The organism is Halomonas sp. G11 (assembly GCF_001663515.1).
In the GTDB taxonomy this organism is placed as follows: domain Bacteria; phylum Pseudomonadota; class Gammaproteobacteria; order Pseudomonadales; family Halomonadaceae; genus Vreelandella.
The window spans coordinates 1-19,650 of record NZ_LYXG01000016.1 but is presented as its reverse complement, the minus strand read 5'-3'; the positions used below and the strand labels follow the sequence as shown (position 1 = coordinate 19,650).

General features: G+C 55.1%; 23 protein-coding genes. 12 read left to right on the top strand and 11 right to left on the bottom strand.

What is annotated here, in order from left to right; translation table 11 throughout:
- Nucleotides 1-6: 6 nt before the first annotated feature.
- From ADS46_RS08645 to fliR, 8 genes are all read left to right on the top strand, one after another.
- Nucleotides 7-1,383: a flagellar hook-length control protein FliK gene (locus ADS46_RS08645; protein WP_066318905.1), complete on the top strand. Its 1,377-nt coding sequence runs from the start codon at nucleotides 7-9 to the stop codon at nucleotides 1,381-1,383.
- A 163-nt stretch (nucleotides 1,384-1,546) separates the two neighbouring features.
- Complete coding sequence (gene fliL, locus ADS46_RS08640; protein ID WP_066318902.1) at nucleotides 1,547-2,023, top strand: flagellar basal body-associated protein FliL; 477 nt, start codon at nucleotides 1,547-1,549, stop codon at nucleotides 2,021-2,023.
- A gap of 21 nt (nucleotides 2,024-2,044) precedes the next feature.
- Nucleotides 2,045-3,100, top strand: coding sequence for a flagellar motor switch protein FliM (gene fliM / locus ADS46_RS08635; RefSeq protein ID WP_066318899.1), 1,056 nt, complete (start codon nucleotides 2,045-2,047; stop codon nucleotides 3,098-3,100).
- The gene (gene fliN, locus ADS46_RS08630) at nucleotides 3,097-3,636 is read left to right on the top strand and encodes a flagellar motor switch protein FliN (protein WP_066318897.1); all 540 of its coding nucleotides are present in this window, start codon (nucleotides 3,097-3,099) and stop codon (nucleotides 3,634-3,636) included. Before fliM ends, fliN begins: the two co-directional genes overlap by 4 nt.
- Complete coding sequence (gene fliO / locus ADS46_RS08625) at nucleotides 3,633-4,085, top strand: flagellar biosynthetic protein FliO (RefSeq protein ID WP_066318895.1); 453 nt, start codon at nucleotides 3,633-3,635, stop codon at nucleotides 4,083-4,085. Before fliN ends, fliO begins: the two co-directional genes overlap by 4 nt.
- A 47-nt stretch (nucleotides 4,086-4,132) precedes the next feature.
- The gene (gene fliP, locus ADS46_RS08620) at nucleotides 4,133-4,861 is read left to right on the top strand and encodes a flagellar type III secretion system pore protein FliP (RefSeq protein WP_156524490.1); all 729 of its coding nucleotides are present in this window, start codon (nucleotides 4,133-4,135) and stop codon (nucleotides 4,859-4,861) included.
- 25 nt (nucleotides 4,862-4,886) lie between these two features.
- The gene (gene fliQ / locus ADS46_RS08615; RefSeq protein ID WP_066318890.1) at nucleotides 4,887-5,156 is read left to right on the top strand and encodes a flagellar biosynthesis protein FliQ; all 270 of its coding nucleotides are present in this window, start codon (nucleotides 4,887-4,889) and stop codon (nucleotides 5,154-5,156) included.
- Nucleotides 5,157-5,160: 4 nt separating this feature from the next.
- Nucleotides 5,161-5,952, top strand: a complete 792-nt coding sequence (fliR, locus tag ADS46_RS08610) for a flagellar biosynthetic protein FliR (RefSeq protein ID WP_066318887.1) — start codon at nucleotides 5,161-5,163, stop codon at nucleotides 5,950-5,952.
- A 102-nt stretch (nucleotides 5,953-6,054) separates the two neighbouring features.
- On the opposite strand, the gene flgL is transcribed toward fliR, so the two are convergent.
- The 11 genes from flgL to flgB form a co-directional block, all read right to left on the bottom strand.
- Nucleotides 6,055-7,314, bottom strand: coding sequence for a flagellar hook-associated protein FlgL (flgL, locus tag ADS46_RS08605; RefSeq protein ID WP_066318885.1), 1,260 nt, complete (start codon nucleotides 7,312-7,314; stop codon nucleotides 6,055-6,057).
- A 17-nt stretch (nucleotides 7,315-7,331) separates the two neighbouring features.
- Nucleotides 7,332-9,281, bottom strand: coding sequence for a flagellar hook-associated protein FlgK (flgK, locus tag ADS46_RS08600; RefSeq protein WP_066318882.1), 1,950 nt, complete (start codon nucleotides 9,279-9,281; stop codon nucleotides 7,332-7,334).
- A gap of 63 nt (nucleotides 9,282-9,344) precedes the next feature.
- Complete coding sequence (flgJ, locus tag ADS46_RS08595) at nucleotides 9,345-10,376, bottom strand: flagellar assembly peptidoglycan hydrolase FlgJ (protein ID WP_066318880.1); 1,032 nt, start codon at nucleotides 10,374-10,376, stop codon at nucleotides 9,345-9,347.
- Nucleotides 10,376-11,452: a flagellar basal body P-ring protein FlgI gene (locus ADS46_RS08590; protein ID WP_199825207.1), complete on the bottom strand. Its 1,077-nt coding sequence runs from the start codon at nucleotides 11,450-11,452 to the stop codon at nucleotides 10,376-10,378. The genes flgJ and ADS46_RS08590 overlap by 1 nt, the downstream gene beginning before the upstream one ends.
- A 95-nt stretch (nucleotides 11,453-11,547) precedes the next feature.
- Complete coding sequence (locus ADS46_RS08585) at nucleotides 11,548-12,237, bottom strand: flagellar basal body L-ring protein FlgH (RefSeq protein ID WP_066318876.1); 690 nt, start codon at nucleotides 12,235-12,237, stop codon at nucleotides 11,548-11,550.
- Nucleotides 12,238-12,261: 24 nt separating this feature from the next.
- A complete protein-coding gene (gene flgG, locus ADS46_RS08580) occupies nucleotides 12,262-13,044 on the bottom strand; it encodes a flagellar basal-body rod protein FlgG (protein WP_066318873.1) in 783 nt (260 codons plus the stop codon).
- 30 nt (nucleotides 13,045-13,074) lie between these two features.
- Entirely contained in the window at nucleotides 13,075-13,833 is a 759-nt protein-coding gene (locus ADS46_RS08575; protein ID WP_066318870.1) for a flagellar basal body rod protein FlgF, read from the bottom strand.
- Nucleotides 13,834-13,862: 29 nt separating this feature from the next.
- Nucleotides 13,863-15,155, bottom strand: coding sequence for a flagellar hook protein FlgE (gene flgE / locus ADS46_RS08570; protein WP_066318868.1), 1,293 nt, complete (start codon nucleotides 15,153-15,155; stop codon nucleotides 13,863-13,865).
- A gap of 36 nt (nucleotides 15,156-15,191) precedes the next feature.
- On the bottom strand, nucleotides 15,192-15,881 hold the full coding sequence (locus tag ADS46_RS08565; protein ID WP_066318865.1) for a flagellar hook assembly protein FlgD: 690 nt from the start codon (nucleotides 15,879-15,881) through the stop codon (nucleotides 15,192-15,194).
- 3 nt (nucleotides 15,882-15,884) lie between these two features.
- Entirely contained in the window at nucleotides 15,885-16,295 is a 411-nt protein-coding gene (flgC, locus tag ADS46_RS08560; protein ID WP_066318863.1) for a flagellar basal body rod protein FlgC, read from the bottom strand.
- Between the two features lie 28 nt (nucleotides 16,296-16,323).
- Nucleotides 16,324-16,758 (bottom strand): flagellar basal body rod protein FlgB, encoded by a 435-nt coding sequence (gene flgB / locus ADS46_RS08555; protein ID WP_066318862.1) that lies wholly within the window; start codon nucleotides 16,756-16,758, stop codon nucleotides 16,324-16,326.
- Between the two features lie 184 nt (nucleotides 16,759-16,942).
- On the opposite strand from flgB, the gene flgA reads away from it, so the two are divergent.
- From flgA to ADS46_RS08535, 4 genes are all read left to right on the top strand, one after another.
- Nucleotides 16,943-17,674 carry a flagellar basal body P-ring formation chaperone FlgA gene (flgA, locus tag ADS46_RS08550; protein ID WP_066318857.1) on the top strand — a complete coding sequence of 244 codons (732 nt, stop codon included), beginning with the start codon at nucleotides 16,943-16,945 and terminating at the stop codon, nucleotides 17,672-17,674.
- Between the two features lie 87 nt (nucleotides 17,675-17,761).
- Nucleotides 17,762-18,037, top strand: a complete 276-nt coding sequence (gene flgM / locus ADS46_RS08545) for a flagellar biosynthesis anti-sigma factor FlgM (protein WP_066318846.1) — start codon at nucleotides 17,762-17,764, stop codon at nucleotides 18,035-18,037.
- 3 nt (nucleotides 18,038-18,040) lie between these two features.
- Nucleotides 18,041-18,490, top strand: coding sequence for a flagella synthesis protein FlgN (locus ADS46_RS08540; protein WP_066318844.1), 450 nt, complete (start codon nucleotides 18,041-18,043; stop codon nucleotides 18,488-18,490).
- A gap of 91 nt (nucleotides 18,491-18,581) precedes the next feature.
- Nucleotides 18,582-19,322 (top strand): SDR family NAD(P)-dependent oxidoreductase, encoded by a 741-nt coding sequence (locus tag ADS46_RS08535; protein ID WP_066318842.1) that lies wholly within the window; start codon nucleotides 18,582-18,584, stop codon nucleotides 19,320-19,322.
- The last annotated feature ends 328 nt before the right edge of the window (nucleotides 19,323-19,650 follow it).

Genomic DNA, 19,650 nt, shown 5'->3' with positions numbered 1-19,650 from the left:
CTGAGCATGAATATTCACCAGTTGCTATCAACGACGCAAGGTCAAGCGACCAGCAGCCAGCAAGGCAGCACGGCAACGGCTGACAGTGCGCGTGGCTTCTTTCAACAGGCGCTTTCCCAGGCCTCGGCTTCGCCTCACCAGCGCCTTGCCAGTACACAGGTGGCCTCGCCTTTAAATCAGGCAGGCAACAGCCCCATGGACAATGGTCAGCCGACGGAAGCAGCATCGTTGTCGACGTGGCTGGAATCGCTTGGTCTAGATATTAGCCCCGAAGCCCTCGAAGCATTGGTGGCACGCTTTAGCTCCGATGGCGGCAAATCAATGCCTGAGGAAATGCCCCGTCTTGAAGCTTCCGAGAGCCTGGAAAATGCCACGCTTGATGAAATTGCCCAGCGCCTCGCGCTCATGGCAAGCTTCAGCGATACCGCCAGCGAGTCCCAGCAGTTCCCCGGCAACGAGGAGGCGATGCCGACCGCCACAGAACTTGCCGAGCAGCTGGGCATTGAGGAAGGTGATGCAGAGCAGTTGGTGAGCCTGCTCAGTGCCTTTGCTGCCTCTCAGAGCCAGACAGCCAACACGACCGATACCCGGCCATCCGGTGCATCGCGAGGACTGGGTGATATCGCACAGGCACTAGGTGCTTCGCCTCAAACGGCTGATGCGAGCAAGGCCCCGCGAGCGGAGAGCCTATTAAGCCAGATCGACGCACGGTCGGCCTCTCGTCAGGGTCCAGATAACTGGGTGAATGCGCTCGATACATCAGGACGCGCGGCTGACGGGTCTGCCAAAGCCAACCTGGTTCTGCCCACGACATCCTCGGAAACACTGCTCAACACCCTGTCGGCGAATAACGCTGGGCAGGGCAACGGTCAGGCCTCCGCACAAGTAGCCGGCGGTCAGCCAACACCGACGACCACCCAGGGTAGCGCTGCCAACCCGGCACCTGCCACGATCAACACCCCGGTGACCAGTCCCGCCTGGCCACAACAATTAGGTCAGCAGCTCGTCCAGTTCGCCCAGCGAGGGGGAGACCAGCTTGTGCAGATGCAACTGCATCCCGCCGAGTTGGGCGCGCTTTCCATCTCCTTGAAGTTTGGCGAACAAGGCGCTCAGGCGCACTTCTTGTCCAGCCACGCCCAGGTACGCCAGGTCATTGAACAGGCTATCCCTCAGTTGCGTGAGGCGCTCGCAGAACAAGGCATTTCGCTTAGCGAAACCTCGGTTGGCGAGCAGCGCGAATCCAGCGATCAGGGCCTTGCACAGCAGCAGTCCGGGTCAGGCAGCCAAGCTGGCATTGAAGGTGGAGAAGAAGGTAGCAGTGTAGCGCCGACGCCGCTCAACGCGCCTATCACACTTGATGGCAGGGTTGATCTTTACGCTTAACCGATAACCCGTTGACAACACATTTTCCATCGCCTTTCACTTGGCGCCTGGAAGCTAAGCCAAAAGATAGGCTCGCCAAGCGAGCCTGTTCATTTCATCACTAGCATGCGCTTTAGGCATAATGCCACATTAACGCCACGCATGGAGATTACGGGAACGACCAATGGCTGAATCTAGCGGCGGACCAAAGAAATTACTCTGGGTCATGATCATTTTAGTTCTGCTCTCGTCTGCCGGTGCGGCAGCCGCCATTTATATGGTGCTGGAGCAGGGCGACGGCAATAATCAGGAAGACACTGCCGAGCAGGTTGTCGAGTCAAAGCCACCGGTGTTCCTTACCATCGAGCCCTTCACCGTCAACCTGGCCGATGACCGTCATGGAACACGCTTGTTATATACGGGCATTACACTGCGTGTTGAAGATGAAGCTACCCGGGAGTTACTGGAAACCCATATGCCCCAGGTACGCAGTAGGCTGCTTACAGTGCTATCGGGTCAGGAGGCAGGCCAACTGACATCCTCAGAAGGCAAACAGCAACTAGCCTCCGCCATCAATGAAAGGCTAAGCGAGCCTTTCGACGAGAACCAGCCACCGCCTGAACTGCGCGAAGTGCTGTTTACTGAATTCATTGTGCAATAATTTCGGGAACTGGAGCCGTTCATGTCGCAGGACGATCTACTGTCCCAGGAAGAAATTGACGCCCTGCTCAAAGGGGTCAGTGGTGATGATGAGTCATCGGCTTCCTCGGCCCAGTCGCAGGATGAATCCAAGATACGGCCTTACGATCCATCCACGCAGCATCGCGTTATTCGCGAGCGACTGCATGCCCTGGACTTCATTAATGAGCGCTTCGCACGTTACTTCCGTACGGGCTTATTCAATTTGCTTCGGCGCAGCGCTGACATAACGGTTGAATCGGTTCGTTACCAGAGCTTTAGCGATTTTTCGCGCAATGTGCCTGTGCCGACCAATCTGAACATCGTCTCGATGCGCCCATTGCGTGGCTCTGGCTTGATCGTATTTCCGCCTAATCTGGTATTCATGGTGGTCGACAACCTGTTTGGCGGCGATGGACGTTTTGTCACCAAATCGGACGGGCGCGAGTTCACCAATACCGAACAACGCATCATCCACCGGCTGCTAGGCTTGGCCATTGATGCCTATCAGGAAGCCTGGAAAGTCGTTTATCCGCTGGAAATCAGCTTCTTGCGCTCGGAAGTGCAGTCAAAATTTGCCAACATCACCAACTCACCCAATGAAATCGTGGTGAATACGAAGTTCAATATCGAGGTGGGCAACCTGTCGAGCAACTTTCAGGTCTGCATGCCTTACGCCATGATCGAACCGCTCCGCGATCTTTTGGCGAACCCGATCAACGACAGTAACCACGACCAGGACGGCACCTGGTCGCGCCGGATGGCAAGTGAGTTGCGCCAGTCAGAAATCGAGTTAGTGGCTGAGTTTGCACAAATACCCAGCCGTATCTCCCATGTGATGGGACTCAAGAAAGGCGACGTACTACCGTTGGAAATTCCCTCTACGGTTACCGCCAACGTTGATGGCGTACCCGTGATGGAGTGTGAGTACGGTAGCCAGCGCCAGCAGCGTGCCTTGCGTGTCAAGCGCTTGATTGATCACGCCGCCATGAACAATGTACCGTCCAGCGACTTCGCCAAAGGGTCGACGCGACAGAAAGCCAAGGAATCTAAAGCATGACGGATCCTAATAAACCCGATCAGAACATCTCTGACGACGACTGGGCATCTGCCATGTCGGAACAAGAGCAGGAAGAAACCGCCGCCTCATCCGAGGCCGCTGATGGCGAGGATGAAGATCCCTGGGCAGCGGCGTTGGCAGAGCAGCAAGCCGTCGAAGAAGAAGCGTCAGCAGAAGATGAAAACGCAGCCGATGAAGCGCCCGCAAGCGAAGCCAAGGCGGCCAGCGACGATGTTTTCCGCCCGCTGACCCAGGAAGGTGGTACCACGCCCTCGCGTGATCTCGAGATGATCATGGATATTCCGGTCAAGCTGACCGTTGAGCTGGGGCGCACGAAGCTGACCATCAAACAGCTGCTTGAACTGGCACAAGGGTCGGTAATCGAACTCGATGGACTCGCCGGTGAGCCAATGGATATCCTGATTAACGGCTACTTGGTTGCTCAAGGGGAAGTCGTTGTCATCGAGGACAAGTATGGTATCCGTATCACCGAAATCATTACGCCCTCTGAGCGCATTCACAAATTGAACCGATGAGCAGTGAAACCGCTTCAACACAAGATGGGGCGCTCGACGCACTAAGTAGCGGTGGAGATTCCCTGATTGGCATGGCCATGCTGGGCAAGACGGCAGCGGCGCTGGCGCTGGTCATTGCGATCATATTGCTGTGTACTGCATTGCTCAAGCGCCTCGGCAACGCCAAACGCTCTGGCGGACAGCTTCAGGTGATTAGCAGTATCGGGGTGGGTAATCGTGAACGCGTGGTCATCGTGCAGGTTGAGGATACGTGGTTGGTGTTAGGCGTTGGCAGTGGGCGAATTAGCAAATTGCATGAGCGACCGGCACCTGCCACACCGCCAACTGAGACGCATCAGGCACCATCCAGCTTTGCTAAACGATTTTCCCAGGCGCTCGCCCACAATGTCACCCAAAAGCGCCGGGGCCAGACGCCCTCACCTACCTCTGAAACAGATCGAACCCCATGAGGATTGAAACCTTGCGTCAGCCGCATTATCAGCGGTGGCGGTGGCTCATTGTTGTTGGCTTACTGCTGTGTCTCCTCCCAGTCATCGGTTATGCGCAGGAGCTGCCCGGAATCACGACCCAGCCGCTTGAAGATGGCGGCCAGCAATGGTCAGTTTCGCTGCAGACGCTGTTATTTCTGAGCTCACTGGCGTTTCTGCCCTCCATGCTGCTGATGATGACCAGCTTTACACGCATCATCATTGTGCTCAGTTTGCTGCGAACCGCCATGGGCACCCAGGCGACACCCCCCAACCAAGTACTGCTGGGCATCGCGCTGTTCTTGACGTTTTTCATCATGTCGCCGGTGTTGGCCCAGGTTTATGACACTGCCTGGGTGCCGTTAAGCGAAGAAACCATCAACTTTGAAGAGTTCTTGCGCTTGGCACAGGTGCCGTTTCGTGAGTTCATGCTGGCCCAGACCCGCGAACCCGACCTGGCGCTCTTCGTTCGCCTGGCGGATGTCGGTCCCATGCAGGGGCCTGATGATTTACCAATGCGCGTTTTACTGCCTGCGTTCGTTACCAGCGAGCTGAAAACCGCTTTCCAAATCGGCTTTACGATTTTCATCCCTTTCCTGATTATCGATCTGGTCGTCGCAAGTACATTGATGGCCCTGGGCATGATGATGGTTCCGCCGATCACCATTTCGTTGCCATTCAAGCTTATGCTGTTTGTTCTGGTCGATGGCTGGCAGCTGATTGTCGGGTCGTTGGCTGAAAGCTTCTACATGATATAGCCGTCATTACGACGTTGGAGGCCGAATGACCCCTGAAATGGTCATGACGATTGCGTATCAAGGCATGCGGGTAACGCTGTTTCTCGCGGGCCCCATGTTGCTTGCCGCCCTGTTTACCGGCTTGATCATCAGCCTGTTCCAAGCCGCGACGCAAATCAATGAGATGACGCTGACGTTCATTCCCAAAATTCTGGCCGTCTTTGCCGTCCTGGTGCTGGCGGGTCCATGGCTTCTTGGGCTAATCACCGATTTTACCCATCGCTTATTCACTAATATCCCCAGTATGGTGATGTAAGCCAATGGTTGAGGTCACCTTTGCCCAGCTACAGGCATGGCTGGTGGCGTTTATCTGGCCGTTCGCCCGCATTACCGCCTTCATGGCGGCTTCGCCTCTGTGGGGACATTCCAGTGTCCCCAACCAGGCCAAGGTGAGCCTCGCCGCGGTTGTCGCGGTAGTGATCGCTCCGGTTCTGCCTCCCATGCCCGACGTGCCCCTGATGTCCTGGGCGGGCGCAGGTATCATGGTTGAGCAGGTCCTGATTGGCATCGCTATCGGCTTGGTCATGCACATTGTATTCGCCGTGGTTCAAGCTGCCGGGGAATTTATTGGCCTGCAGATGGGATTGGCATTCGCCAGCTTTTTTGATGCGGCCAGTGGTACCAACATCATGGTGTTATCGCGGATTCTATATATGGTCACGCTGTTGATGTTTCTCGCTCTGAATGGCCATCTGATGGTGCTGGAAACGCTGGTGATGAGCTTTCAGAGTCTGCCCATTGGCATCGGCACGCTTAACCCCAACGCCTTCGAGCTGATGGCCCGCTATGCGGGCACCATATTTGCCTCGGGGATGCTGCTGGCCTTGCCACTGGTCGGCTCGCTGCTGGTCATTAATCTGGCGCTGGGGATTCTGAACCGTTCTGCCCCACAACTGACGGTGTTCAATATCGGTTTCCCGACGTCATTAACGGTAGGCCTTCTGCTGATGATGGTGCTGATGACAGATCTTGAACGCTTTTTACAACGCCTGTTCAGCCAGGGGATAGACTTCATGCAGGGATTGATCGATACCCTGGCGCCGTTATCTTGAGCTTTCTGCGAAAAGGGTTGGCACCATGTTAAAAGCCCTTTGCCATGGGCAAAGGGCTTTTAAAGTATCGGAACAATGTCCCTTAATTAGCAGGGCTAACCGTTACAGGTAATCAAACAGCGACATACCCTTCACATCAACGAAGGCTTTTTGAGAAGCCTGCAGGCCTACCTGGCGCAAACTGTACTCGGAAATGGCCTCGTTATAATCGAGGTCGACCAGATCCGACAGTGTCTGTTCGTAGTTGAGGCTACGGTTACTGCCCACCGCGTCAATCACATCGAGTTCGTTGAGGCGTGCACCTGCTGATGCGCGCACCGTGAGAACGTTATCCAGCGCATTGTCCAGGTCACGCATCGAGGTATTGAGCGTGTTGCGCAAATCAGCTTTATCGGCGTCGGTCTCAACGGGGTTTTCCAATACGCGGATAGCTTCTTCCATGGTGCGGAACAGGTTCGGTTCGCGTTGGTCGCTCCCTGCTTGAGCTACCAGGATTTCATCACCCACCTCTGGCTCGCCTTTCAGGTCAACATTAACCCCGCCGAAAGAAACAGTTATACCCGGAATGTAGGCTTGATCGGTAAAATCACCATTATTATCTGGATCGTATGCAACCCAGTTTTCGGTGCCCTCATCATAGGTCTCGATGCTATAGGTAGGGTTATTGCCAGCATCCTCATCGAACTGAATGCGGTAGCTATCACCATAGCCTTCGTCATTGACATCGCTGACCTGCGGACCGCCAAAAGTCACACTGCCAGCGTTATCGCTATCCGCTTCAGCCACGTAGCCTGCACTGCTGGGTACGCTTTTGAAAATTGATTCACCATTTTCAGTGACCGGCATCAGGCGTGATGCATCGACGCGCTGTTCACGCGTATTGCTGTCGCCTTTATATTCCACATTGCCACCGGCATTTTTGACAAATGGCGGGTTGCTATCATTATAGCCGCCGAACAGATAGCGCCCGTTACCGTCGGTGGCATTGGCCTGGCCCAGCATGGTCTCGTAGACGCCTTTCAGTTCACTGGCAATCGAATCACGATCGACATTGCTGAGTGTGTCGCTGGAAGCCTGGACAAGCAATGTCTTGGCACTGGTAACGGCATCGCTGACGCTGTTGAGGATGCTTTCCGTCTGGGCAAGCGAGTTACGCGCCGAGGTGCGGGCATCCGCATACTGCTCGGTGACCGCCTTGGCCTGGTCAACACCGACGGCGCGGGAGGCGGCCTGAGGATCGTCCGAGGGGTTCACAACGCGACGGCCACTGGCAATCTGCTGGCTGACTTTCAAAAAATCGCTTTGCTGGCGATTCATTGACGCCGTGCTTTGGTCAAACATGGTAACGCTGCTAATACGCATGGCTGTTTATCCTCGAATTAACCGCGCAAATTCAAAATGGTGTCCATTATCGTGCCGGCCGTGTCAATAACACGGGCGTTGGCCTGATAGAACTGCTGGTAGCGAATCAAGTTGGCGGCTTCCTCATCCAGATTGACCCCGGACTCGGACTGCTGCACTGCGGTTAACTGGTCGGTCAGCCCCTGCCGTGCGTCCAGGTTCACCTCAGTAATATTGGTACGATTACCCACATCGCTGACCATCGACCCATAGGCACCGCTCACCGTGGCGCTGCCGCCGACAACTTCCTGACTTTGCAGGTCCTGCATGGCCAGGGCATTGCGGTTGTCGCCGGTATTGGCGTCGCTTAGGCTAATCGCGAATGTTGCGGTTTCACCGGCCTCGGGCAGTTGGTTAAGCGTGAACGCAACCCCGTCAATCTCGATGCGGTCGCCTTCAGCCAAGGTGTCAGTCCCTGAATTGAAAGCCTCGCCATTAACCGTCAGCGTCGCTGTCGCTGGCGCAATACCGCTGACAGTACCTGTATCGTCAACGTCAAAGGCATAGTCATCTTCAACTGATAAAGCACCGTCGGCCATGCTGACGTCGCCAATATCCAGGTCGCCTTCAAACTCGGCGAAGCTGCCCGCCGCAATCTTGTCAAGATCGCTGATATTGGCTTCCATACCGGCACCGGCACGGCGTACCGGCTGGATTTCAAACTGATCTCCCTCGGCGACAGACGTTCCGCTGTTAAACGAAAGCGTCACGCCGCCAAAGGTAATTTCCCCCGAACCGGTGGTAGCATCCCAATTGGATTGATCCACATAGGTGGGACTGTCAGGATCCGCGCTATCCAGCACTTGGCCGTTGTCGTTTCGCGTCACGACAGGCTCAAGGCTTGCGTCAAACGAGACGGTATAGTCCGTGGCACGCAGCCTGTCGGCCGTCTGCAGATCAAAATCTGCCGACGACAGCAGGTCAGGGTTGCTGTTGCTTTCGTACCCGTAGCCCTGGGGCGAACGAATGTTGAATAAATCCCCGCCCTGGTCGCCGTTAAGATCAACCCCTTGACGATGCTGATCGTTGACGGCCATGGAAAGCGAAGCAGCCAGCTGACCGATCTGGTTCTGGGTCTTGTCCAGGGTTTCCTGGCGGAAGTTCATTAATCCGCCAAGAGAGCCGCCCGTCACTGTGTCTTCATCCAACTGCGAAAGATTACCACCGCCATCACGGTAGCCAATGACGGTCCGCTGGGGATCATAGTCGGCTTCCATGGTTTCCAGTTGAAAAGAATTGGTGCCGGTAACCAATGGCTGGCCATTGGGTAAGCTGACGTTGTAGGTTTTGCCATCCTGAATATTCAGACGCAGATCCATTCGCTCGTTAAGATCCGACACCAGCTTGTCACGCTGATTGAGCAGGCTGTTGGGCGCTTCGCCAGTACGGGCACGGGCAAGCGCAATTTCTTTGTTGAGCCCGGCAATTTGCTCGGTGGTGTTATTGATCTGGGTGACTTCGTCCTTCAGTTGGCTATTGATATTGCTCTGCATATCCTGCAGATAGCTGTCGAACGAGCGGAACTGTGCGCTGAGCGTTTCAACGTTGCCCAGCACGCCCTGGCGAGCAGCGGGGTCAGACGGCGCGCTGGCCAGGTCTTCCATCGACGAGAAGAAGTTCTGCATCAACGGGGATAGACCCGCCTCGCGGTCGGCCAGCAGGTTATCGATCTGGCTGACCTGATTGTAGTAGGTCTCCAGGGCACTCGACTGGGTCTTGGCACTGTTGAGCTGTTCCGCCACGTATTGATTGAACTGGCGTTCGATATCGTTGACCTGAACACCTGATGTCCTCGCGCTGCTCTCACCCAGTTTGGTGATTTCACGGTTGTAACCAGGGGTGTACACGTTGCTGATATTGTTGCTGGTCGTGTTCAGCGCGTTTTGCGCCGCGTTCAAGCCGCTTAGCCCAACAGAAAACATGCTCATGGTTCGATTCCTTTAGCCGATATTTCTATGATCGGCAACGCGGTACAAAACTTGAATGATGATCTAACGCGAATCTGCCAGGAAGTCACCGGCATCCGGCATCGGGCCCAGGGTGTCCATCACGCTCACCAGCTTTTCAGCATAGCGTGGGTCAGTGGCATAACCGCCACGCTGCAACTCAAGCGCTGCCAGTTCGGCTGACGGGGCCTGTGTCACGCCCGCGTAGCGAGGGTTGTTGCCAATCAGGTTGGCATAATCGGTAAACGCATGTTCATAGGAATCATAGACACGGAAGGTATCGACGATTTTCTGACGACGGCCGTCTATGTATTCGTGCGTTACCACGTCAGTCGTATCGCCATCCCAGTGTTCACCGGCCTTGATGCCAAAGACGTTATGACTATTCCTGCCAGTCTGAGTGGCAATTTCATGTTGTCCCCAGCCTGTTTCCAGCGCGGCTTGAGCCAGGATCAATTCAGCGGGAACGCCAGTGGTACGGCTAGCGGCCTGAGCCGAAGGTGCCAATGTGTTCATAAACTGATCAACGTGGGTCATTTGCCCAGTCGCTTGACGCTGATTGTCAGGCTGCGCAGGGGCTACTTCCCCTAACTGGCCCTGACGCACAGCATCCAACTCAGCCAAGAAGTTGCTTTCCGAATTCGCCTCTGGAACGCGCTCGTCACCAGGGTTAAGCGGGCTATCCAAAACCCGTGGCGTACCTCTTGGAATACCCGCGATCAATGCCTGCATTTGTTGGTCACCGGAGGAGGACGCTCCTTCCCCTTTCGCTACCAAGCCTTCCCGCTCCAGTTGCTGAACAAGTGCATCCGCAAGACCAACACCTCGAGACGCAATCACCTGTGACCATTGCTGGTCCAGCATCTTTTGGTAGCTATCAGTCGCGCTACTGTCCATCAGGCCAGATGATGGAATCGCATCGCGCATGCTTTTCATCATCATCTGCACGAACAGGGCTTCGAACTGTTGAGCCGCTGACTGCACACCGGCTTCCGGATCGACCTTGGCCGTGTGCTGCATCCGCTGAAAGCCCTGTACATCAAGCGCAAATTGACTGCTCATATCAGTGGCATTCATCAGATGATCTCCAATTCTGCACGTAGCGAGCCCGAGGCCCTTAACGCTTCAAGAATCGACATCAAGTCCTGGGGGGTAGCGCCAAGGGCATTGAGCGCATTGACAACTTCGTTCAAGTCGGCACCTTCCACTACCTGCAGATAGGCTTCCTGCTGCTCGATATCGATGTCGGTGTCTGGCACTACTGCTGTTTCCCCTTCACCGAAGGGATTGGGCTGGCTGACCCCGAACTGGGTATCGATCATAATGGACAGATTGCCGTGGGCGACCGCCGCCTCGCGCAGCGTCACGGCGCTGTTCATCACCACCGAGCCGGTACGCGCATTGAGGACGACACGCGCTGGCGCCTCCATCGGGGTAACGTTAACGTTCTCAACCCGGGCCATAAAGTTGACGCGCTCATTATCGTCGACTGGACCGTCAAGGGCGATCACCCGACCATTGCGGCCATAGGCTACCGACCGACCAAATTCGTTATTGATGGCGGTCACCATGCGCTGGACGGTGCCAAAATCAGCGTCATCCAGCTGTAGCTCCAGCGTGCCGCCATTACTTCCCAGGTTAAGAGGCACTTCCTTCTCAACCAGACCGCCGTTGGGAATTCTGCCCGTTGCCTGCTGGTTAATCTGTACGCTACTTCCCCCGGCTTGTGCCCCCGCACCGCCAACCAGCATATTGCCCTGGGCAATGGCATAGGTATCGCCATCGGCGCCTTTCATGGGCGTCATCAAGAGGGTGCCGCCGCGCAGACTCCGCGCGTTGGCAATGGACGAAACCACGACATCAAGCCGCTGACCCGGGCGGGAAAACGGCGGCAGGTCGGCTGTCACCATTACTGCGGCAACGTTACGCAGTTGCAAATTGGTGCCAGAGGGAACCGTCACGCCCAATTGCGACAGCATGTTGGTCAAACTCTGGCTGGTAAACGGCGCCTGGGTCGTCTGATCGCCGGTGTTATCCAACCCGACCACCAGCCCATAACCCACCAACTGGTTATCCCGCACACCGGCGAAGCTCGCCAGTTCGCGAATACGCTCTGCTTGAACAGGCATGGCCAAAAGGCAAACCAGCCCCATGATACCAAGTTGCCAGATCCGTTTTCCCAGCGCGTGAGGCGTTATACGTTGCATGTGATTGACCCGCATATTGTCGACCGTCGTGTCAGGCGCGATTAGAAAGGCGAAACGTTGAGGAAGAAGCGCTGCAGCCAGCCCATGTGTTGCGCTTCGTTAATGTAACCATCCCCCACATACTCAATCCGCGCGTCGGCGACCTGGGTGGAAGGAACGGTATTTTGCCCGCTGACCGTGCGAGGGTTCACTACGCCCGAGAAGCGAATAAACTCGGTACCCTGATTGATGGCAATCTGTTTCTCACCGCGGACGCGCAGGTTACCGTTGTTCATTACCTCAAGAACCGAGACGGTAATGGTGCCCGTAAACGAGTTATTGGCCTGAGAGCCTCCTCCGCCTGAAAAGTCGCTTTCACCATCAATCTCAAAACCATACTCGGCCAGTGTTTCCAGGGCATCCGGTAGTGCACCAAACTCCAGACTCGCACTGCCATCACGATCGGCATTGGACGCCGAGTTTTTGCTTGCACTGACCTCTTCATCGAGAATAATGGTCAGAATATCGCCAACGGACCTTGGGCGGCGGTCTTCAAATAACGGCTGGTACCCCCGCCGTGCCTGGTAGATAGAGCCATTGGGAGTCGGCGGGGGGCGATCGGCAATATTGATCTGTTCCTGTTCGCCCACCACCGACGCCCTTGGGATTTGGGCACAGCCAGCGACCACCAGCAGAAAAAATGCCAGCCCTGCCAGCGCAATGCTTCGCAAACTACAATGTCGTTCCAGCATGAACCAACCTGTCAGTAAACGTCGTTACAGCTGACCCAAACGCGCCAACATTTCATCGCTGGTCGAAACGGCCTGGCTATTGATTTCGTAAGCCCGCTGGGTCTGGATCATGTTGACCATTTCTTCGACCACATTGACGTTCGACGTCTCTACGTAACCTTGAAACAGGCGCCCCGCGCCATTCATGCCCGGCATATTCTGGTTAGGGACACCGGAAGACCCCGTTTCCTGGTAGAGGTTGCCGCCCATGCTTTGCAGACCAGCGGGATTAATGAAGGTGGCAACGTTAATCTGGCCGATCTCATTTGCCTGGTTGTCACCGGGCTGGCGTACGCTGACCGTACCGTCTTCACCCACGCTGACCGAGAGCGCGTTTTCTGGAATGAAAATCGCCGGCTCAATGGGGTAACCATTGGCCGTGACCATCTGGCCGTTTTCATTCAACTGAAAGCTACCATCACGTGTATAGGCTGTGTTCCCATCGGGCAAAAGCACCTGGAAGAAGCCATCCCCGTTGATCGCCAGATCGCGGGAGTTTTCGGTTTGTTCCAGGCCGCCCTGAGTGTGCAAGCGCTCTGTGGCAACCGCACGCACACCGGTACCCACCTGCATGCCAGAGGGCAGGCGATCCTGCACATTATTCTGTGCCCCGGGCTGACGCATGTTCTGGTATAGAAGATCTTCAAATACCGGGCGTGAGCGCTTGAAGCCATTAGTGCTGACGTTGGCCAGGTTATTGGAAATCACATCCAGCTTGGTCTGCTGGGATTCCAAACCGGTTTTGGCCGTCCACAAAGACGAAATCATAAAAATATCCTCTTGGCTGACAAGGGTTTATCAGCCCTGAATCGATAACATGCTGTTGGCGCGCTGTGCGTTTTCGTCCGCCGAGCTCAGCATTTTCATTTGCATATCGTAGCGGCGCGCCGCGTCAATCATTGTCACCATGGCGTCAACCGCGCTGACGTTACTACCTTCCAGTGCGCCACTGACCAGCGTCGCGTCTTCATCGGCCGCTAGTGCCCCAGGCTCGCCTTCTTCATTCGGGGGAGCGCGGAAGAGTCCGTCTTCACCACGGGTGAGCTCGCCCTCTTCTGGCGTCACCAGCTTGATTCGGCCGACATTCACCAAGGCTTCAGGGCCCTCGCCCTGGGGGATCGCACTGATGGTACCGTCAGCACCAATGGATATTTGCGCCCCTTGAGGTAGCGCGATAGGACCTCCATCGCCTACCACCGGGCGGCCGACGCTCATCAATATACCGTCGCTGTCGACCTGAAGGTCGCCACGCCGCGTATAGGTTTCAACGCCGTCGCCATCTTGAACTGCCATCCAGGCATCATCCTGCATGGCGACATCAAGCATGCGGCCGGTCCGCTCTATCGGTCCCTGAGAATAGTCGGTACCTGGTGTGGTGGTCACGGCAGACGTACGTGTAGGCAGCAAGGCGTCACCTTCCACAGGCACCGAGCGTGCTGCCTGCAGTTGGGCGCGGAAACCCGATGTGGCAACGTTTGCCAAATTGTTACTCACCACCGACTGCTGGTCCATCGTGTGCTTGGCGCCGCTCATGGCGGTATACAGCATTCTATCCACGACCTTGCTCCCTTAAATTCCGTCAGCCGTTACAGGTTGATGATGGTCTGCAGCAACTCATCCTGGGTACTGATCGTCTGAGAGTTGGCCTGGTAGGCGCGCTGGGCAACGATCATGTCGACCAGTTCGGCGGCCATATCCACATTGGAGGTTTCAACCGCGCCCGGCTCGATCAGACCGCGCTGGCCGGTACCTGGGGCACCAACAAGTTCCTGGCCGGAAGAGGCTGTCGCAGTCCACAGGTTGTCGCCATTGGGGCTCAAACCTTCAGGATTACGGAAGCTCACCAGGGCAACCTGGCCAGCCGCACGCGATTCCTCGTTGGAATAGTTGCGCATGATTGACCCGTCGTCTTCGATGGTTACACCCACCAGAGAACCCGAAGTGTAGCCGTCTTGAGACAAGTCATTGACGGTAGAGCTATTGGCAAACTGGGTGGTATTGGCGAAATCAATCTCGATCTGCTGACTGGTCAGCGTATCATTGAATTCGCTGGCACCTGCACCTAAAGCATTGCCATCTGCATCAGTGATTTCGTCTGGAGCATCTAGATCAATCTCGAATTCATTAAAGTTATTATTGAGACGGCCATCCGTCGTGAAACCAAAATTTGACCCATTAGCGATGTCAGTAAAACCGTAATTCGGCGCACCTTCAGGGCCGCCGGACATCCGGGCATCTACACGCCATTCATTAGCCGCCGTCTTGCTGAAGTACATGGTCAAATTTCGCGCATTACCCTGAGAGTCGTAAATTGTGCCGTTGGTCGAATACGAATACTGACTTGAATCCAGGCCATTGGCGACCTCTTGGGCCGAGGGTGCGGCAGCTAACACTTCCTCTTCAGCATCCAGGTTGAGCGATACGTCGAGGTTCTGAGTAGCACTCGCCGCCAAGTCGCCTGCATCGACGCTCAGGGCTTCAACATCGCCGCCGCCCTGGATATTGCCCTGCGCGTCAGCGGGATACCCCATGATCTGTGCGCCCTGAGCGTTCACCAGATCGCCGTTGGCCGTCATGGTCAGCTGGCCGTTGCGCGAGTAGCCAATTTCGCCGTTGGGTTGCTGAAAGCGGAAGAAGCCTTCCCCAGCAATCGCCAGGTCCATATTACGGCCCGATGACTCGATATTGCCCTGGTTGAAATTCTGCAGCACGGAAGAAGTTCGCGTACCCAGGCCAATGCGTGACTCAGCGTAAACATCGGCGAACTGTACATTCGAGCTCTTGAAGCCGACTGTCTGCGAGTTGGCGATATTGTTACCCACGGCCCCCAGCTTTTCTTGCTGGGCATTCAGGCCACTTAACGCTTGTGAAAAACTCATGGTAGTCCCCTGCTAAATCGATCAATAAGTAATGGTTCAGAGAATTTGTTTGACTTGATCAAGTGTTACTTGGCCGTAGATGGCACCGAGGTCAAGGCGAACTTCTTCACCCGACCCGGCAGGCGTCACACCCTGCACCTGGGCATAATTAAGCGCCTTGGATTCAATTGCTTCACCTTCGGCATTGGTCGCTTTAAAGCTGACGTTGTACGACCCTTCAGCAACAGCCGCTCCGTCATTATTCAAGCCACCCCAACTGAACGATTCGACGCCCGCACCAACGCCCTCGATGTTGTTGGTATAGACGACTTCGCCCGCTTTACTGGTCACGGTAATCTCGACGTTATCCGCTGGTTTATCCAGCTCGATGCCAAACGGGGTAGCATAGCTGTTACCGTCTTCGTCAATGTTGACCTTTACCTGATTACCCGGCACCAGCACGGCATTGCCGATCAAGCCGGAAGCTTGCAGCATCTGTGAGGCGTCCATCTGCTGGGTGATGCCACTGAGTGTGTCGTTCAACTCCTCGATGCCGCTGACCGTATTGATCTGCGCCAGTTGAGACGTCATCTCCGAGTTTTCCATGGGGTTGAGCGGGTCTTGATTTTCCAGCTGGGTAATCAGCAGGGTCATGAAACTTTCACGCAGCTCTTCCGACTGACGAGCCGGAAGCCCATTCGATCCGCCGCCGTTGACGCTAGTCAGTACACTTGTGTCGATATTCATGGTTTACCCTTCACCCAGCGAGAGTGTTTGCATCATCATCTGTTTACTGGTGTTAAAGACCTCGACGTTGGCTTGATAAGAGCGCGAGGCTGAAATCATGTTGACCATTTCATGAACCGGTTCAACGTTGGGCTTGGCGACGTAGCCGTCCTCGTCTGCAGCAGGATGATTGGGCATGTACTCAAGCCGTAGCGGCGAATCATCCTCCACGACCTCGGTGACACGTACGCCCCCCACGCCATAGCGTGAGTTATTGGCTTGAGACTCGAACATGACCTGCTTGGCCCGATACGTTTCACCGTCAGGGCCTGCCACGCTATCGGCATTGGCCATGTTGCTGGCGGTCACATTCATACGCTGCGACTGAGCACTCATGGCGGAACCTGCGATATCAAACGCAGAAAACATTGACATAACTACCTCCTAACCGGTTCGAGCCAGTTTATTCTGGCTGCATGGCCGTTTTTAGCCCTTGAATCCGACTATTCATTATTGTGAGCCCCGCTTGATAGCGAACCGCGTTGTCTGCGAACTGCGAACGCTCACGGTCCATTTCGACGGTATTGCCATCCAGGCTGGGCTGGCTGGGGATCCGGTAAAGCAGATCTGTATTATGGCCAGCAGCAAGTGCGGGCCCCTCGCCAGCCAGATGGCGGTCCGAGGTCCGCGACAATGCCAGCCCACCACCATCGCTACCCTGTGAACGCTGACCGCCATCAACGGCTTTTTTCAATTCACTAGCAAAGTCGATATCCCTGGCTTTGTAATTCGGGGTATCGGCATTGGCAATATTCGCCGCAAGCACTTCATGCCGCGCTTGTCGCAACCCCAGCGCCTGCTGATGGTAATTCAAAGAAGCTTCTAATTGATCGATCATGCCAACCCTCGCTTACTGAGAGGCAAAATAGGATTTGTTGATGATGGAGAATACGACGACGCCTGTCAGCCTAAAGCATGGAACAACCTTCGTTTCACCCAGCATTTCTCGTGATAATCATCAGGCTTTTTCGTTAGAATCATGGATGGTTCATATCCGCCTCTTTCATTGAGCACCCTCCCCCATGCGTCAATTGTCGCTCAGTTCTGTATCAACCTCTCTGTTGCATTGGATATATCGCCTGCTTATGGTCAGTCTGGCGGCATTGGCTGTCCTGCCCTTCGCTAATGCATCAGACACCAAGCATGACGAACTCATGCAAAGCGTGCATCAGTTTCTCTACCAAGAAACACAGGCGCTGGGTGATGAAGTGGTCATTAATCTGCGTCCTCCTTCACCCCATCTTTCCGTTTGCACTAACCCCGCCCCGTTCTTGACCAACCAGAACGAAACCCCACTCGGGCGGGTTTCAGTAGGCGTTCGCTGCGGCACCGATAGCCAGCAAGTTCGCTATCTGCAGGCAGAAGTCGACGTCATCGGCAGTTACATGGTGGCCGCTGTCGACATTGAACGCGGCCGTCAAATCACACCTGACATGCTGGGCGAAAAAACCGGCAATTTAAGCGACTTATCCTCACGAGCCATCACTCAAGCTGATGACATCGTGGGTAAAGTCGCCCGCCAGCCCATCGCTAGCGGGATGACGATTCAATCGCATTTCATTCAGGCGCCTCTTCTCGTTGAACGAGGCCAGCGGGTTAAGGTCATAGCTGAAGGAGATTCCTTTCGCGTATCCCGCGAAGGAGAGGCTCTCAACAATGGCGCTATGGGCGAAGAAGTCAGGGTGCGCTTTGGTTCTCGCGAAGTGATGTCTGCCCGCGTAGTAGAACGCGGAACTCTGATGGTCGATTTTTAATTAAAAGGCTAAAGTTTCATCCAGCACCGCCGATAGTTCACGTAATCCGCGCATCGCGCTCTAAACGTTGACGATGAGGCACACAACGTGAAAATTGATAACGTCAATAATCCGCCACTTCGCTCCAATCATGCCCAGCAGCGTGATGAAACCCAGAAGGCGGCAAATTCAGCATCTACCACGTCAGGTGCTGAAGCCAAGGGCTCAACACACATCAGCACGATGAGCGCCGATGAAACGCATGACATCGACAGCGCAAAGGTTGAAGAGATTCGTGATGCTATTCGTGACGGCCGCCTGGAAATCCGAGCTGATCGTATTGCTGATGGTTTGATTGCCAATCTTCGAGAATCCCAGGAGTAATTTATGAGCCTCGCCAGCTTGTTGACTGATCAGCAACAACGCATTGATGCGTTGATATCGCTGCTGGGCAACGAGCAGACGCTGCTAACTCGGGGGGACATCGACGGCGATGCACTGGCTGACGTTGCCCATCAGAAGCAGCAATTGCTGACTGAGCTTGAACGCATTGAAACCCTTCGGCGTAGCGTACAAAAGCGCCTAGGGTACGAGAGTGGTGCGCAAGGTGCCAAGTCTGCCGCAAGCGATGCTGGCTGCACTGACACATGGAACCGCTTGCTCGAAAAAAGCGAACGTGCCGCCCGCATGAACGCATTAACAGGCGAAATGCTTTCTCTACGCATGCAGCACAATCAAAAGATGCTCGATTATATTCGACAGATTGCTGAGAAGACGCTTTACAACCCGGATGGTCGTAATTCAGCCCAACCGGGTCGTATCAATGCTTCAGCTTGAACAATACTTGTATCAAGCGCCACTAAAACTAGACAACCCCTCTGCAAGATACTTCAATAGGTAACATTACGTTCCCTTATGGAGTAGCTGCATGCTTCCTTTCCTACCCGAAAAGTTTACGGCTGTCGTTATCGGTGCCAACGGCGGTATCGGCAACGCCATCGTTGACACCTTGCTGGGCAATAGCCAGATAGGCAATCTCATAGCAGTTAGTCGTGCGCCTTTTCCTGTAAAACACCCTGGCGTGGAATCCGTCGTTGCCGATGTCTCGACATCATCTGGGCGTGAAGTCTTATCAAAGCACCTGGATGGTCGCCCTATACACCTGCTTTTTAATGCGGTGGGTATACTTCACGACCAGGCAAGTGGTATCCAGCCTGAAAAACGGCTCGAGCAGCTCAATGAGACCTCCATTGCCCAGGTCATGCATATTAACGCGGTGACACCCGCGCTTTTGCTTTCGTCACTAAAACCATGTTTGCAGGGTAAGCACCCAACGATCATTGCCAGCCTTTCGGCTCGTGTGGGATCCATTGGCGATAACGGCTACGGAGGCTGGTATAGCTATCGAGCCAGTAAAGCGGCTCACAATATGCTGATGAAGACAGCGGCTATCGAGCTTTCGCGGCTCAACAAGCAGTCTATCGTGTTGTGCCTGCACCCTGGCACAACCGACACAACGCTATCCGAGCCCTTTCAAGCGCGCGTTCCCTCCGATAAGTTATTTCACCCCACCTTTGTTGCCGAGCAATTGATCAGCGTGATGGCCAAGCGCACACCTGAAGACACCGGCAGCTTCTGGGACTGGGCGGGCGAACCCATTGAATGGTGATGACTTTTCTGCCACGCACACAAAAACCCCCGAGCACGATATACTCGGGGGTTTCTGCGGCATAGGTGCCTGACGATGTCCCGGCCGGCGCTCCGGAGGGCGGCTCTCCGCTACTCTCCATGGGAGACCCCTAAAACAAAAAACCCAGCCGGTTGGCTGGGTTTTCTGCGGTATAGGTGCCTGACGACCGGGGCGGCCTTCCGCTACTCTACTTGGGAGACCCCTAAATAAAATACCCCAGCTCCTTTCGAAGCTGGGGTACGGTATAAGTGCCTGACGATGACCTACTCTCGCATGGGGAGACCCCACACTACCATCGGCGCGAAGC